Here is a 16,566-nt window from a genome sequence, read left to right on the forward strand (position 1 = left end):
CTCTTACTGTTTAGTTTAGCTGTCTTTTGCGATACGATTTAGCATGGCGGCTAACCTTGCGTTATTGTCTTGAATATACTGATTACCACTCTCTATTATCTCAGCAGCTGATTGTACGGTTTTGGGATAGTTGCTAAGTCCACTCTGTATGGCGTCATGGCCATTCGCTACCATCTTGACGATACTTTCTTCGGTCACTTCAAAGTGACACTGCCAGCCCATAATCCAAGTACCAAGCGTTTTATGCAGCGGTGTTTGATAAATAAATCCTTGATTCGCCCATGCCTCCGACGTTGCAATAGCGGTTGCGCCCGTTGGACAGTCAAAACCATCACCGTGCCAATGAAAGACGCTAAAAGCCTGCTTTGGCAAATCTTGTAATAAAGGATGAGACTGACCTTCTGCCGTCAACTGAATGGGCAGCCAACCAATCTCTTTTACGTTAGCTGGCTGCACGGTTGCGCCCAAACAATGGGCGATAAGTTGCGCACCCAAACAGATTCCGACGACCGTTTTTCCATTAGCAATACTTTGTTTGATTAAGCGTTTTTCATTGATTAACCAAGGATGTTTTTCTTCATCGTGGACACTCATCGGCCCGCCCATCACGATTAGCCAATCAAAACTATCGTGCGCTGGCAATACATCATTATTATAAGACCGCGTGTAACTCATCTGATAATTGTGGTTATTGGCCCACTGTTTGATGAAACTAAGGTCTTCATAGTCCGTATGGAATAGGGCGTGAATGCGTAGCGTCATGGGATACCTGTTATTAGAAGCAGCTTATAACTAAAAACCATTTATCATTAGAAGCCGTTTATGATTAGCAGTGGCTTATTAATGACGTAAGATGGGTTGCGTCTTGTCTAATTTACTCTAGTAGGTTTTTGCAAAATTAACAAACCTTACGCCACTTAATAAAAATTATCTTCCCCAGCATACTTCTTATTCAGCGCCTTCAAAATAGCATAAGTTTCTAAATCCATGGTCGCGGTGAGATGCTGCGGACTAAAATGCAGCTGAAAGGCATAAATCACATCACGACTGGCTTTATCCCAATCGTCACTATCATTAATCCGATAACCATACTTTCTAAATTCTTGCTTAATCTCGGGTATCGTTGCCGTGTCAAACTCATCTTGCTTCATAAACAGTTGCTTATCTTCCTCATCATACCAAGCACCAATACCATATTGCGTGTGCAGCCGTTGCCAAGGGAACTTCGCACCAGGGTCAATCTTGCGTGAGGGTGCCATGTCAGAATGCCCAATTATGTCCTTGGGTGAAATCTTATACCTCAATGCTAAACCTTGTACCAGCTGCGCAATCTTCTTAATCTGTACCTCTTCAAAATCTACATAGTGCTCGTAAGGATGATAATCTTGGACGCCTGCTTTAAGCGCCTTTCTGTACTCGGGTTTAATCCCATCATTAACGATTTCTATGCCGATAGAGGTATCATTTAAGATAGTTCTGCCAGCAAATCCGCCATTACCAGCATGCCAAGCTCGTTCACTTTCAGGCACTAAATTATAAATTTTATTATCGTCATCATTTAGAATAAGATAATGTGCACTCACATTACCAGTGGTGAGTTGTTTTAGTGATTTCTCATTATCACCGACGGTATAGTGCAAGATGATAAATTTAATCCGCTCACTTTTACCTGTGGCTTGATAGGTGTCACTATCAATAACGTAACGTGGCTCGGTGGTTGATACGCAGCCAAGCATTGGCATCGTTAAACATAGTGCCAATGCCAAAGAGGTGATGTTTTTTGCCATGACATGCTCTGTATAAAATGAATAGTGCAAAATCTGTGATAAAATTTTTGGACTTTATACTTAATCCTATCTAATCTTCTTAGCTAATGCCTTCTTCCAGCTGTCCTCTAAACACTCAATAGCCAACCAAGGCGCAATAATATCAGCGACAAATTTTTCTTTTGCATTCGTTAGTTGCCAAAGTTTTTCAAGCGTTGCAAACGGATAGGGACGTTCTATTAAATAGACAGGCAAATCAATAGCAATCATGCCATCACGAACGACTTCGAAATACCATCCTGCGATACCTTGCTTGGTAATCCATGAAGCGATGTTGGGAACTTTGGTAAACTGCCCGATTTGGTCATTGATTTTGTAGCAGGGTCTGCGCGGTTGGACAATTCGTAGTTGAACACTGTCGCTATCTTCGACTGTCTCATTTTCTTCATGCTGAATATCATATTGCCCACCATATTGAAAGACATCACCAATACAGACGGTGGTTTCGTCCATATCAGGCAATCCATTGACGGCTTCGGTGGTAAGGTTTTCGCCTAATGTACCAATACGAACCTTTAGATTAAACTCTGCATTAACTTGCTCATAGGTAGCAGGAGCCAGCTGATGTACGGCTTTGAGTGGGCCACCATGATGACGGCGGTCAGCTTGCTCATCAGTAGTCAAGCCCATAAAATTAACGGCAACAGGCGCTTTGATTGGAGCTTTATCGATGGCGCTCATTTGCTCACGGGCGAATGGCATGGCCTTGCCTGCACGGACATCGATTAAAGTAGCAATATGCAGGGGTAGGGCTTTATTAAAGTCAGTAGTATCATTTTTGCTATTATCTTCTGGCGGCTGATTAAATCCTATACTCATTAGATATCCCAGTTAGTAGTTGTTTTAATGAACAAATAGCGCTCAAACAGTAGCGTTATCTTACCGCAATCATTGCCTGCTTTCAGTTTACTTACCTTATTCCAATTTGCTGAATCTTAAATAAGAAAAGGCCAGATGATGTATCTGGCCTTTTCGTTTTTACATGACAGTTTTAATAGACAGATTTTATCAATAGTCTATTTGTTTTTATTACGGCGACCCGCTGTTTTCTTTTCTCGTGGTACGGCGACCAGCTCAGCCAGCTGCTCAGGTGATGACCATAGACCTTCTAAGTCATAGAACTCGCGGGCTGATGGAATCATCATGTGTACCACGACCGCACCTAGATCAATCAAGGTCCAGTCGGAATCATTGCCGCCTTCACGGCCCAGTGGCATAAAGCCAGCTAGCTTCGCTTCAGCACCGAGGCTATCAGCCATCGCACGCACGTGACGCTTAGACGTACCGTCAGCGATGACGATGCGTTCCATTACGTCGGTTAAGTCTTCAACATTCATAACGGTAATGTTCTTAGCTTTCATATCGTCTAGAGCAGTCTTTACCAGTGCTAGGCACTCTTCTAAACGCTCATTAGTCATGGTCGTAATCATAAATAGTAGTCTCTTCAATAAACAATAGTAATAAAGGGTTAAATGGTCACTTTATAGTATTTAGCCATATACATTAAAGGGCTATATATGAGCCTGCTAAAGGCAAAGTGACAACAATAGGGCGATTTTAACGGAATTAGACAGCAGAATATAGCTGATGAGTGATTATATATCGATAAACCGTAGGATTTAGCCATTTAGTGACAGAACTGGGCTGATTATCAGTAGTGGTATTGCAAATTTGCAGCTGTTGGCGTATTTGCGTACTTGATACCGCTGTGAGTGGTCGAGGATCTATATAAATGCGTCCTTGAGCTGTATTTTTCAAGGGTTGGCTGGTTTCAGATAACTCGTTTAACGGCTGCGTTAAGTCTGTCGGGGTATGAGTAATTTGCCCTTGCAAAGCAGCAGGTACTTCATTATATAAATGAGCGATATTTTGGCTAGAAAGATGCTGCGTTATATTATTTGTATTATTTTCTAGTGAATAATCTACATTATTGTCTCGATCAAAAATCCAAAGATGCACATAATCAGTCAATTGTAGCCCATCCTTCCATTGCTCCAAACTACGCGCGCTATCCATACCCATAATAAATATCAGGCTGTCATTAGGATACCGCTTGCGCAATGTGCGTACGCTATCGATGGTATAGACGGGTGGGCTTTGCCATAGTTCAAGCTCGCTGACTTGTAGGGGCGTGTCTTGAATAGCTAAGGTTAACATAGCGAGCCTGTGAGCAGGATCTAGGCTTTGTTCTTTAAAGGGAGAGCGGGCATTGGGCAATAATGATACTTGTAACACGCGTTGTTGCTCAGCTGCGATAGGCGTCAGGCAATCAAAAACATGCATCGCCATTTGGATGTGACTGTTATGTACGGGATTAAAGGAGCCGCCAAGATAGGCACGGATCGCAGGCGCGGTAGACATTAAAATAAAAACCCATTTAATCAGCAAACTGACTATCTATTGTAGAGGGCAGGCGCGCATTTGTCATCAAAATCCAGTGATTAAAAATAAACCAATAAAAAACCGACCATCATAATGATAGGATGGTCGGCGATGTCACTTAAGAGTTTATTGTTAATAACTATTTAATAGGCTTTAACAGCCAGCTTATTAAATAGCATCGCTATACGCTTGGATAGCCGTTAGGGCGATGGTATAGATAATATCATCGACTAAGGCGCCACGGGATAAGTCGTTTACAGGTTTATTTAAGCCTTGGAGCATCGGGCCGACACTGATGACGTTGGCGCTACGTTGCACGGCTTTGTAAGTCGTGTTGCCTGTATTGAGGTCGGGGAAAATAAACACGTTGGCTTGACCAGCAACGGGCGAGTCTGGCGCTTTTTGTTTGCCCACGCTCATCACTGATGCGGCATCATATTGTAATGGACCATCGACGGCGAGATTTGGCATGCGTTCACGGACGATTTGCGTTGCACGGGTAACTTTTTCAACATCAGCGCCCGTACCGGATGCGCCCGTTGAATAGCTAATCATAGCAACTTTTGGCTCAATACCGAAGGCGGCAGCAGACTCGGCAGATTGAATGGCAATTTCTGCCAATTCTTCTGCAGTGGGGTCAGGATTAATGGCGCAATCCCCATAAACCACCACTTGCTCAGGCAGCAACATAAAAAAGATAGACGATACTAAGGAATACTGCGGTGCAGTTTTAATCAACTGAAAGGCGGGGCGAACCGTGCTCGCTGTAGTGTGAATTGCGCCAGAGACTAGACCGTCCACTTCGTCCATCTGTAACATGGTCGTGCCTAAGAACACAGTGTCTTTGAGCTGTTCAGCGGCTTGAATGTCTGACGTTTTACCCTTACGACGTTCGACGACCGCCGCGACATATTTGCTCATATCCAAGGTATCAGGATCAAGAATCTCAAGACCTTCTGGCAAGATTAAATCACGGTTCTTAGCGACTTGTTCCACGTCTGCACGCTTGGCAAGTAGGACACAATTGGCGATCCCACGGCTTTGACAGATACAGGCCGCTTCAACGGTGCGCGGCTCAGAACCTTCTGGTAAGACGATACGCTTTTTGGCCTGTTGGGCTTTTTTAACCACTTGATGACGGAAGGCTGCAGGGGACAAGCGTGGTTTATGGTCGCCACTGAAGTATTCTTTAATCCAGCTGAGGTCTAAATGTGCAGCCACATAACGCGTGACTTCTTGCGCGCGTTCCGTATCATCAGATGGAATCTCAGCACTCATATGCATCAGGCTTTGGACGGTCTCAAAACTATCCGCCTCAACGCTCATGATTGGAATGCCAGTTTTGAGCGCAGACTGCCATAATTCAGCCACGGTCGGGTTGGGCACGACACCACCAGTTAACACCAAACCTGCTAGTGGAATGCCATTAATACAAGCCAGTGCTGCGGCTAATAGTAAGTCATCACGATCACCGGGCACGACGATGAGCGTTCCACGTTTGAACACTTCGTCGATACGTGCGACTGAACGGGCGGTTAGGCTAATATGATTAATACGGCGAGACTTGGCTTCACCAACGTGCAACCAAGTGGCATCAAGCTCGGCCGCGATATCCCACGTGCGTGGCACAGACAGTGAGTCACTAAAAGGCACCACACCGATTAAGCGGAACTGATCAGTATTAAAATGTGGCGACAAACGTACCATTGCTTGCATAAAATCTTTATCTAAGCTTACGACGGCTTCACCCGGTGCAACAGGCTGACTGTCAAAAGTGTTCGGTACATCATGCACGCGCATTAAAATACAGCCTAAGATGCGGTCACTAGCAATGCCACCAAACTCACGCGCATGTACGTCTAATTTATCCGCAAGGTGAGCGGGACTGCTGGTATCAACAGTGCTCACAAAGATAATTTTGGCATCTAAAGCGTGGGCAATCGCGCGGTTGATTTGTGAGGCGTAAGACGCTTCAGTAGTTGGTACTAGCCCTTCACAGATAATCACCTCTTGATTATTACCAATGGATTGATAGTTTTCGACCACTTCTTCCATTAACTCATCGAGGTTGTCATCGCCAATCATCCGCTCGACACGCTGGCGGTTAATCGACTTGGGCGGTGTCAGACCAAAGGCGTCCATGATTAGGGCGCTTGAACTGTCTAAGCTGCTTTGTTTATCTAAGGTGTCATCTTGCAAAAAGGGCTTCATAAAGGCGGCTTTCACGCCATTATAATCCATCGCACGAATCAGACCGAGCGCCGCTGAGGTCACGCCGATACCGCGACTGATGGGAACAAGTAAAATGGTTTGCATAGCATATCCTACTGTTATTATCTTCTTGAGAAGCACGATTTAACCACGTGCTATTTAAGTAAAGCGTTCTTTACTTTTAAAGGTAAAAAGCACGCTCTCTTTCGCAGAATCAATACTTATTTTAGACCTAACTTATTTCAAACCTGCTCATCATAAGCCCAGTGTTTGACGCGTCTCTTTTGCAATTTGGCATTCTTCATCCGTTGGAATCACCCACAGTTCAATACTGCTGTCTTTATCATGGAAGCTGCCTTCGCCGCCGCCAAACAGAGATTTATTTTTATCAACATCAAACTTGATACCGAAGTGACGCATCACTTCCAAAATACGCGCACGGGTCGTTGCTGAGTTCTCACCGATACCACCCGTAAAGACAATACCAGTAAATTCAGGTAACGCACAGCTTAAGCTGGCAAGGTATTTACCCGCACGGTAGCAGAATATCTCAATAGCGAGCTGCGCATCTTTATGGCCCTCGTCAGCTGCTTGCTCAATGGTACGCAAGTCGTTTGATAAACCTGAAATACCGAGTAATCCACTGTCGTTGTTGAGCATGTCATTGATTTCCTCTAAGCTCATGCCGAGGAGACGCTTTAGATGGATATGCAGACCAGGATCAACATCGCCACTACGCGTGCCCATCATTAGGCCTTCAAGTGGGGTTAGACCCATGCTGGTATCGAAGCTTTTGCCATCATAAACAGCTGCGGCAGAACAACCATTACCCAAATGGGCAGTCAGCCAGCCATGAGGGCCTTTAGCTTGTGTGATTTGGCTGGCACGTTCTGAAACGTAGGCATGGGAGGTACCATGGAAACCATAGCGACGAATTTTTTCTTCTTCATATAAGGCTTTTGGAATTGGATAACGATAGGCAACAGGCGGCATGGTCTGGTGGAATGCGGTGTCAAAAACAACGACTTGTGGAATCTCAGGATAGATGGCTTGAACGGCTTCGATGCCTAAAGCATTAGCAGGATTGTGTAGTGGGGCAAGAATTTTTAAGCGTTTTACTTCTGCAAGTACATGGTCGTCGACGCGCACAGCTTCTGAATATTCGCGACCACCATGAACACCGCGATGACCAACGGCCACAAAGTGATATTGTTCAAGCAAGGCAAGAATTTTTTGTAAGGCCAGTTCATGACGACCACCCGGAATGGTAATCTCAAGCTTTTCGCCATTTAAAGTGGTGTGTTTAATACGAGCGGTATCGAGGCCCAAGTTTTCAGCAAGTCCAGTAATACGAGTAGTGTCATCTTCACTGATGAGCGCATATTTAATTGAGGAAGAACCGCAGTTTAAAACCAAAGTAGGGTTTACCAGTGTTGATTTTTCTGAATTGCGGTCACTAAAAGTGGGGGTGCTGACGCTGTCGCTCATACTCTATCCTTAGATTATGTGTATTAAGTAGTAAGTCTGAATCATAACGGATTAACAGCGATTGAACAAACAAAACTCCATTGCGCGAACGCCATGATAGTTTGGCTTGATCACCTAAAAATAATATCGAAAATGGCATATCGTTGATAGAGAATAACCTTGTGATAGGTAGGTTCATAAACTTAAACTTTCTCAATTCAATGTGAGAGTTATGCTTGTAGTCCATGGTGGATAAGAGGTCTAAATATATCTGACAATACGCTAATACTGTTTTACGGTCGAATTATGCTAACTATAAGGCTTAATAGTTGCATCTGTTAAGACGAGATTATTGCTGTTTATTAATTATTATTGTTTATTATAAAGGCACAATAGATGCCAGCTAAATTGTAAGTAAGTTTGTCAAATTCGCAATAAATGAGATGATTCGTCTCAATATTACTTTATGTCGCTTTATAAATGGGTTTTTTTAATAAAAGTACAGTGTCAAGTAGCTTTTAAATTATTGGTTAAATAAAAGAGGGGTGTGCACAGCTTTCTCGATTAATGCTATGATTCAATCGATGGGAATAGCTTCAATTTAGGCTAAATCGCACGTCCTATTCAAACGATTGATTAATACTCTTAAACTGTTTTTTGTCGCCTTTTATTACCTCCATACTGTTGCAAGGTTGTTTGTCCCTATGCTTATTATTCCTCAGTTTGCCAATAACAAAAAATTTATGTCATCCTCAGATAAACCCCAAGTTATCACTATCAACGCTCGCTATCGCCTTATTGGTATCTTCGTACTTGGCGCTACCGTTATGATTGGAATATCCGGCTGTGGTCAAAAAGGTGCGTTATATTTAGCCGATACCGACAGCCAAATGGTAACCAGTAGCTCGGATATGCTAGACAGCACCAGTAATCCGCAAGACGCTGCCTTTGCGGGTATCGATGATGATGAGTATCAAAAGACGCGCTACTTAGAACAAAAACAGGTGTTGCCGGATGTTAGTGATGACCCGAACGATTATTAGAGTTTGATTTATTGCTTGTAATAATTACTACCTCAGAGATCAGCCCTTTTAACCTTGAGCACTTGATTATATTAAAGAAGCCAATATGAATAATTTTAAGACGCAAGAAAACATAACTGATCAAAATCCGACTGTCCAAAAGGCAGCGAGCCAAAAAATAACCACTCAAACTGAACAAGGGTTATATATCAATCCTGAAGCGCTAACTGCTCATCTACCGACGCTACAATATCGCGATGAGGCGTTATATATGGAGTCTGTGAGTATTAGCGAGTTGGTAGAGCGCTACGATACGCCGTGTTATGTGTATTCACAGCAGGCGATTTTGGATGTCTACCGTGCTTATAGCGACAGCTTTGCAGCAGTTAAGCATCAGATTTGCTACGCAGTAAAGGCGAATTCGAACCTTGCGGTATTAGGGATACTCGCGCAAGCAGGCGCAGGTTTCGATATCGTCTCCCGTGGTGAGCTTATGCGAGTGTTGGCAGCGGGCGGGCAGGCAAGTCGGGTGGTATTCTCAGGCGTTGGTAAAACGCGCGATGATATTGAGTTTGCACTCACTCAAGGGATTAGCTGCTTTAACGTCGAATCAATAAGTGAGTTGACCTTAATCAATATGGTGGCCAAGCAGTTGGATAAGCCCGCACCCATATCGTTACGGGTCAATCCGGACGTCGATGCTAAGACGCATCCGTATATCTCAACGGGTCTTAAAGACAATAAATTCGGTATTGCGCATGATAAAGCACTGGCCGTTTACGAGCATGCCGCCACGCTATCACATATCAATATTATCGGTATTGACTGCCATATTGGCTCGCAATTAACTGAGGTTGCGCCATTCATTGCGGCCTTAGATAAAATTATCGAGCTGATTCATAGCTTACGTGATAAAGGTATTGAGCTGCGACATGTTGATTTGGGTGGCGGTTTGGGTGTGCGCTATATCGATGAGACGCCCGTTACTATTGAAGAGTTTGCACAAGCCTTATTACCAAAATTAATCGAGCTGGGCTTGCCCGTATTTTTTGAGCCAGGGCGCAGTATGGTCGCCAATGCTGGTATCTTATTGACGCGCGTTGATGTGCTTAAGCCTACTGAGCACAAAAACTTCGCTATCGTTGATGCCGCGATGAATGACTTGATTCGTCCGGCATTATACCAAGCAGAGATGGCTGTGATTCCTGAAGTATTACCGGGTGACGGTATCGATACTGAGGGCACGCAGGCGTGGGATATCGTTGGCGCTATTTGTGAAACGGGTGACTTTTTAGCAAAAGACCGTCTATTGTCCTTGGCAACCGGTGATGTTTTAGCGATAACAGGGGCAGGCGCTTATGGCTTTGCAATGAGTAGCAATTATAATTCACGTCCACGGGCTGCTGAGGTGATGGTCGCAGGCAATCAACATCAGCTGATTGGTAAACGTGAGACGATTGAAGATTTGTATGCTGGCGAAAGCTTATGGCAAGCAAAATGACTAAGCACAATTGCTAATTGGAATAGAAGCTAAGCCATAGAAAAACATGAATAACTTATATTACTCATGATTATCGACACTTAGAATGATTGTCTAAGAAGCACTAATAAAAACCCCATTGTTGTGATAACAATGGGGTTTTTTATGGCTGATTTTTCTCATTGCTTATGCGGTAAAGCGGAGCCGATAGTTATCTTTGTAACAGACAGCGTGCTACTATAACGGGCACATAATAATAGAATAGGATAATAAGAGATGCTAATAGAATTTACCAAAATGCATGGGCTGGGTAATGATTTTATGGTCATCGATTTGGTGACTCAGCGTTTGGATTTGACCACAGAATTGGTACAATTATTGGGTGATCGTCATTTAGGTATTGGCTTTGATCAACTATTGGTGGTTGAGCCACCGATGCGTCCTGATGTAGATTTTAGTTATCGTATTTTTAATACTGATGGGACGGAAGTGGAACAATGCGGTAATGGCGCACGCTGTTTTGCCCGTTTTGTGCAAGCGCGTAAGCTGTCATTTAAGCAGCGTTTACGGGTCGAGACGGCCAGCGGTGTTATCTCCTTGACCACCGACCGTTACGGCTGGGTAGAAGTGGATATGGGCAAGCCTAAATTTGAGCCTGCTGAGATTCCATTTACTCCTAAAGCGATTACTAAAATTCAAAACGCCTACCATTTAGATGTTGCTGGCACACCAGTGCAACTTTATATCGCTAATATGGGTAACCCGCATGCGGTTGTTAAAGTCGATAACGTACTTGACGCTGATGTTAAGAAACTCGGCAAAGCGATTGAGTCACATCCGGCATTTCCGGCGCGCGTCAACGTCGGCTTTATGCAAGTGATGAATCAGCGGCATATTCGTCTGCGTGTTTATGAGCGCGGCGTTGGCGAAACCCAAGCTTGTGGCACTGGTGCTTGTGCAGCAGTAGCAATTGGCGTGCGCGAAGGCTGGCTTGATGAGGGCGAGGATGTGCGCGCACAGTTATATGGCGGTAGTATGGTGGTGCGCTGGCAGCCGGGTTATCCGGTAATGATGACGGGCCCGACCGCTTTTGTTTACGAAGGCGTGTTTAGTCCGGATGGCTTGATGGCACAAGCGGGTATTAAACCTAATCCTGCCAGCTAAATGTTGAGGCGGGATTGATACTTAATACAAGAAGGTGGCGTCTATGTCTAGTTTTTTTGTTAATAATGCTACTGTTGTTAATAAAGCTGCGGAGTTTGTGATGCCAGCAAAAATGGAGATGGACGATACGCTGCGAGAGTTGCTCGTACCAGTGCAGCGCTGGCTAGATATCTTAGCAGTGCGCAATCATTCGGTGCATACTCTGAATGCCTACTTTGCTGGGGTCAATCAATTGGCGCTATTTTTGCGCGGTAAGCAGCTGATATGGACGCGCTGTGATAAACGCCAATTAGCGCAGCATATCAGTCAACGTCTTGACGAGGATAAGTTAGCCCTTGCCAGCATGCAGCAAGAGCTGTCCGCTATTCGACATTTTTATGGCTGGTTGATAGAGGAGGGGCTGGCTCGTATCAATCCTACAACCGGCTATCAGCTTAAACGCAGTCCTAGACCTTTGCCGTCGATTGCTGATATTGATTTGCTTACTCAATTGCTAGATCAACCAATGCCGGATACGCCAGAGCAGGCAAGATTATGGCTACGCGATAAAGCCATGTTTGAGCTCTTGTACAGCAGTGGTTTGCGCGTTGGCGAATTGGTGGCGCTGGATATGACAGATATGGATTTAGCAGATTTACGGGTGCGTGTCACCGGTAAAGGTAATAAAACCCGCATTGTGCCACTTGGTAATAAGGCAGCCGATGCTATTAACCGTTATTTACCGCATCGTAATCTATGGGTAGAGCAGTGTGATACTGCTTTATTTATCAGTGAAAAGCTCGGCACACGGTTATCTACGCGTGCGGTTCAGCAACGTCTCAAAGTTGCCGCCACCCGCGCCGGTATCGCCCAAAATATGACTCCGCATTTATTACGCCACTGCTTTGCGTCACATATGCTATCGGGCAGCGGCGATTTACGTGCCGTGCAAGAAATGCTCGGCCATAGTGACATTAGTACCACCCAGATTTATACTCACGTCGACTTTACCAAACTGACCCAAGTCTATGATCGCGCTCATCCACGGGCAAGGCATGTGCAAAAAGATGGGAAATAACTTTAAAATATAAAATTTATTCACATTTAAGTTCTCAGTTTTTACTCAAGAACACTTTGCACTGAAACCTTTCTTACGCCAAACGATGGCATTGAAAAATAGGCATGCTCTGACGTCCTTTCTCCTGCGCTCCTTTATCTAAAGTTGCCAACACCAGTGCATAACTTTTATCTAATGCTTGACCTTCAAGCGCGCTGTTCTCATAGCTATCAACGACTGATCCATCAAAAGCAGTAATCGCCGCGTGTCCCCACGTTTGGCGTGGATTGCCCGTTTTATAACTGTGCTCACCGCCTTGTGCCGCACCAATGACCATACATTGGCTGTCTAAAGCACGCGCCTGTAATAATAGCGACCAATTCGCCTGCCCTGTCAAATAAGTAAAAGCAGATGGCGCACTGAGCAACTTCGCTCCAGCTTGACGTAACCTTTGAGCAAGCGCTGGGAAACGCAAATCAAAACACACCATCATGCCCAATTGAAAAATGGCATTGTTCACCTCAATCGGCGTCACTACCGTTTGCGTCCCCGGCTCAAAGGTGGCCGCCTCATTATAGCTGCCCTGCTTATCTGCTACCGTTGCGGTAAATAAATGAATCTTGTCATAGCGCGCCGCTTGCGTGCCATCAGGCGCAAACAACTGGCTGACTTGGCGCATGCGACCATCTGGTACGATGATACCCTCCGGACGGTATGGGCAGGGCAATGAGCCGGCTAGCACATACACCCCATGCATGCGCGCATAATCGCTAATGGTCGATGATAGCTCATCAAAACGCGCTGCCGTCGCGCGCTGCTCACCCATACTGCAACAATTCTCCGGCAACACCACAAGCTTCGCTCCTTGCGCGCTGGCATCGCTAATTGCGGCTTTAATCGTGGCAAGATTGGCATTAATATCTTGTTGGCTATTCATCTGTACAGCGGCAATAGTCATCTTATGATTCATATAGAGTCTCGATTATATTTATTAGTATTACTATTGTTTTATTGAAGTTTTACTATCATGTATTAAACTACAGCTTTTTGATTGTTTGGCAAGGTATCAATCCCAAGCTAACTACTCTTAATAAGATATAAGAAAAGCGTAACGCCGTGCAAGATATAAATAATTGATGGAAATTACCATAGCAACAATGCTGCAAAAAATGCTATCGTCATGACCCAATACTTGTCCGTTCATTTACTTAGATGAAAATATCATACTATTTATAATAACCAAACTAATAACAATAGTGGAGTGTAAACCTCAGTCATGAGTATGTCGTTTGGATTAGTAGCCACACTAAACACCTCGCAAAAGCTCACCCCACAAATGCAGCAAGCGATCAAATTGTTGCAGCTGTCCAGTCTTGAGTTGGCTCAAGAGGTTCAGGTAAAGCTAGACAGTAATCCACTGCTTGAGCGTATCGAAGACGATGAAGAGGACAGTCATGATGCAACAATGCAGGGTTATGATGAACCTCTAACCCTTGAGATGTGGAATAGTAACGCCGCAAGCGGTTCAGCATCTGATGACAATTATAGTAGCGATACTGATGCTTATAACGACTATGACGATACCTCGTTTAGCGACAGCTTTGATCAATTACAGCAGTCTGGTATAGATGAGAGTGTGATGGACAGCGGTGATATTAATAACGATTATCAAAACATGGATAGTGATTGTAGCAATTTTGATACGGGGAATTACCCATCGTCTTCAGCGGTAGGAGGCAGCGCCACCATTGGTGAGCTTGATGACAGTCAAGGCAGTACCAGCGCCAGCATTCAAGACCATGTGCGTTGGCAGCTTAACTTTAAGCACTTATCTGATATTGATATGCTGATTGCGAATTATTTGATGGACTCTATGGACGAGATGGGTTTTGTCCAGCTCGATATTGATGAGTTGTGGCAGAGCTTTAATACGATGGCAAGTTTCTATCAATGGAATGCGCATGTTGAGCACGACGAAATACAAGCGGTGCTGCGTATTATCCAATCGTGCGATCCGCTTGGCGTCGGTGCACGTAATCTTAGTGAGTGCCTTGCCATTCAACTCTCCAAACTTGATGAGAAGACTGCGCATTTATCCCACGCAAAGGCGCTATTAAAAGCAAGTGAGCATTTAGTCAGTAACAATATTAAAGCTTTAACTGATGCGAGCGGACTCCTCCCTGAGCACATCACACCGGCGCTTAATTTACTACGTACCTTAAATCCAGCACCGGGCTTATCCTTTCAGAGTAGCCAACCTGACTATACCCAGCCGCCTGCCAGCTATGATATCCCTGATGTTTTAGTCTCACCGATACGTCCAAGTAGTAAGGATAAGGGCGCAAAAACCACTGTGCAAAATGAGGGCTGGTACGTTCGTCTCAATCCAGAGACTTTACCAAAATTACGCGTCAATCAAGAGTATGCCAGTCTTGTAAAACGCGGTGATAATAGCCCTGACAATCAATACCTACGTGATAATCTCCTTGATGCCCGGCTATTTATCCGCAGTATTGAAGAGCGTAATCAAAATTTATTAAAGGTAGCGACGAGCATCGTGCGCCATCAGCAAGAATATTTGCAACATGGTGCGACCGCCATGCAGCCGCTGATTTTAAAGGAAGTTGCCGAAGAAGTAGACTTGCATGAGTCTACCGTTTCGCGCCTAACCACCAGTAAGACCATTTTAACGCCGCAAGGCTTATTTTCACTTAAGCACTTCTTTTCATCGCATGTCAGTAGCAGTGAAGGTGATATTTCCTCCACCGCCATCAGCGCGATGATTAAGCAACTAATTGCTGACGAGAATCCTAAAAAACCCTTGTCTGATAGCCGTATCCAAACACAACTACTGGCTGATGGTATTGATATCGCACGCCGCACAGTAGCAAAATATCGTGAAGCAATGAATCTTGGTTCGTCTACCCAGCGCAAACAAAAATACTAAAAATTGAAAGTTAAACCATCGTTTGATACTTTAAATCCTTATCTCTAGTTTAATTATAATTGAACTTGCATACAAAAATTAGGAATTCCTAATTGTATAAATATTCCTAAGCAGCTGAAAACTTCATTACATTTGATTACATCAAATGCTCTTGCTACTCAGTCATTTTCATGACAAATTAGAGTCATATCAATAACAGAATCCAAGTCGTTAATTGATATAAATATAGTGTGATGATAAGCCATAACAAGACAGTCTATGGTATGACATATTATAATATATAGACTAACGCAGTGCGTTATTGATAAGGAAAGGTGATTAAGACAGGAATTTTTAATCATCGGTTGTATTATTAGAGATAACTATAAGGACAATAATATGAATGTTTCTATCAGTGGCCACCATATCACCGTAACCGAAGCTATGAACAAAGCCGTTCATGATAAATTGACAAAAATAGAAAGTCACTTTGACCAAATACAAAGTATACAAGTGATTTTATCGCTAGATAATAGCGGCGCTAGTGATGGTGGTAAAAAGAGCCACAAGGCTGAAGCTATCATGCGAGTCTCAGGTCAGGAAATGTTCGTTCAGGCTTTCGATGACGATATGTATAAAGCCATTAATGAGATGGCAGACAAACTTGATAGACAAGTCCGTAAATACAAAACGCGTCTAGAACGGAATAAAATTAAAGGGGCGGGTCGTGATGCACGCTACGCTGATACTGCGGTTGAAGATATTGAACCAGCATCTTAGTTTTAGAAACTAAAGAAAGCTAGTACTTGGATAATTAATGAGTATGAGGAATGGCTAAACGTTATAAAGTTTAAACTTATAATATCTAATAGTATGGTTGGTTTGCTAGTACCAATGATTAATAAGAAATATCACAAGTAACAAATACCTACTCATTGTGCTGCTTAACTGGCCATTATTATTAGCTACAATAATAAGTAGACGTGAAATGTAAAGTGAAAAAAACCGCAGATGTATTATACGTTTGCGGTTTTTTTGTTTAAATTTAGATC

The 16,566-nt window shown here is 43.8% G+C and carries 14 protein-coding genes; 6 read left to right on the top strand and 8 right to left on the bottom strand.

The genetic code is table 11. The annotated features are described in order from the left end of the window. Positions 1 to 15: 15 nt before the first annotated feature. The 7 genes from ES754_RS08075 to ES754_RS08105 form a co-directional block, all read right to left on the bottom strand. Positions 16 to 762 (bottom strand): type 1 glutamine amidotransferase, encoded by a 747-nt coding sequence (locus ES754_RS08075; RefSeq protein ID WP_147223672.1) that lies wholly within the window; start codon positions 760 to 762, stop codon positions 16 to 18. A gap of 155 nt (positions 763 to 917) precedes the next feature. After that, positions 918 to 1,787, bottom strand: coding sequence for an N-acetylmuramoyl-L-alanine amidase (locus ES754_RS08080; protein WP_147223673.1), 870 nt, complete (start codon positions 1,785 to 1,787; stop codon positions 918 to 920). A 66-nt stretch (positions 1,788 to 1,853) separates the two neighbouring features. Then, positions 1,854 to 2,645, bottom strand: coding sequence for an MOSC domain-containing protein (locus ES754_RS08085; protein ID WP_147223674.1), 792 nt, complete (start codon positions 2,643 to 2,645; stop codon positions 1,854 to 1,856). 197 nt (positions 2,646 to 2,842) lie between these two features. Continuing rightward, on the bottom strand, positions 2,843 to 3,256 hold the full coding sequence (gene rsfS, locus ES754_RS08090; protein ID WP_147223675.1) for a ribosome silencing factor: 414 nt from the start codon (positions 3,254 to 3,256) through the stop codon (positions 2,843 to 2,845). 136 nt (positions 3,257 to 3,392) lie between these two features. Next, positions 3,393 to 4,187 (bottom strand): nicotinate (nicotinamide) nucleotide adenylyltransferase, encoded by a 795-nt coding sequence (nadD, locus tag ES754_RS08095; protein WP_147223676.1) that lies wholly within the window; start codon positions 4,185 to 4,187, stop codon positions 3,393 to 3,395. A 189-nt stretch (positions 4,188 to 4,376) separates the two neighbouring features. Further along, the gene (pta, locus tag ES754_RS08100; RefSeq protein WP_147223677.1) at positions 4,377 to 6,524 is read right to left on the bottom strand and encodes a phosphate acetyltransferase; all 2,148 of its coding nucleotides are present in this window, start codon (positions 6,522 to 6,524) and stop codon (positions 4,377 to 4,379) included. A gap of 150 nt (positions 6,525 to 6,674) precedes the next feature. Next, entirely contained in the window at positions 6,675 to 7,907 is a 1,233-nt protein-coding gene (locus ES754_RS08105; protein WP_147223678.1) for an acetate/propionate family kinase, read from the bottom strand. Positions 7,908 to 8,590: 683 nt separating this feature from the next. Between ES754_RS08105 and lptM the strand changes: the two genes are divergently transcribed. From lptM to ES754_RS08125, 4 genes are all read left to right on the top strand, one after another. Continuing rightward, positions 8,591 to 8,929: an LPS translocon maturation chaperone LptM gene (gene lptM / locus ES754_RS08110; protein WP_227677889.1), complete on the top strand. Its 339-nt coding sequence runs from the start codon at positions 8,591 to 8,593 to the stop codon at positions 8,927 to 8,929. A gap of 85 nt (positions 8,930 to 9,014) precedes the next feature. Next, positions 9,015 to 10,409 carry a diaminopimelate decarboxylase gene (lysA, locus tag ES754_RS08115; protein WP_147223679.1) on the top strand — a complete coding sequence of 465 codons (1,395 nt, stop codon included), beginning with the start codon at positions 9,015 to 9,017 and terminating at the stop codon, positions 10,407 to 10,409. Positions 10,410 to 10,664: 255 nt separating this feature from the next. Next, positions 10,665 to 11,552, top strand: a complete 888-nt coding sequence (dapF, locus tag ES754_RS08120) for a diaminopimelate epimerase (RefSeq protein WP_147223680.1) — start codon at positions 10,665 to 10,667, stop codon at positions 11,550 to 11,552. Between the two features lie 100 nt (positions 11,553 to 11,652). Continuing rightward, positions 11,653 to 12,609 (top strand): tyrosine recombinase XerC, encoded by a 957-nt coding sequence (locus ES754_RS08125; protein ID WP_147223893.1) that lies wholly within the window; start codon positions 11,653 to 11,655, stop codon positions 12,607 to 12,609. A 73-nt stretch (positions 12,610 to 12,682) separates the two neighbouring features. Here the strand turns inward: ES754_RS08125 and ES754_RS08130 are convergent, their stop codons facing one another. Beyond that, entirely contained in the window at positions 12,683 to 13,558 is an 876-nt protein-coding gene (locus ES754_RS08130; protein ID WP_420825337.1) for a nitrilase-related carbon-nitrogen hydrolase, read from the bottom strand. Between the two features lie 306 nt (positions 13,559 to 13,864). Between ES754_RS08130 and rpoN the strand changes: the two genes are divergently transcribed. Next, complete coding sequence (gene rpoN / locus ES754_RS08135) at positions 13,865 to 15,535, top strand: RNA polymerase factor sigma-54 (protein WP_147223681.1); 1,671 nt, start codon at positions 13,865 to 13,867, stop codon at positions 15,533 to 15,535. A 378-nt stretch (positions 15,536 to 15,913) separates the two neighbouring features. After that, positions 15,914 to 16,294: a ribosome hibernation-promoting factor, HPF/YfiA family gene (gene hpf / locus ES754_RS08140; RefSeq protein WP_147223682.1), complete on the top strand. Its 381-nt coding sequence runs from the start codon at positions 15,914 to 15,916 to the stop codon at positions 16,292 to 16,294. The last annotated feature ends 272 nt before the right edge of the window (positions 16,295 to 16,566 follow it).

This window comes from Psychrobacter frigidicola (assembly GCF_007997305.1).
GTDB lineage: Bacteria > Pseudomonadota > Gammaproteobacteria > Pseudomonadales > Moraxellaceae > Psychrobacter > Psychrobacter frigidicola.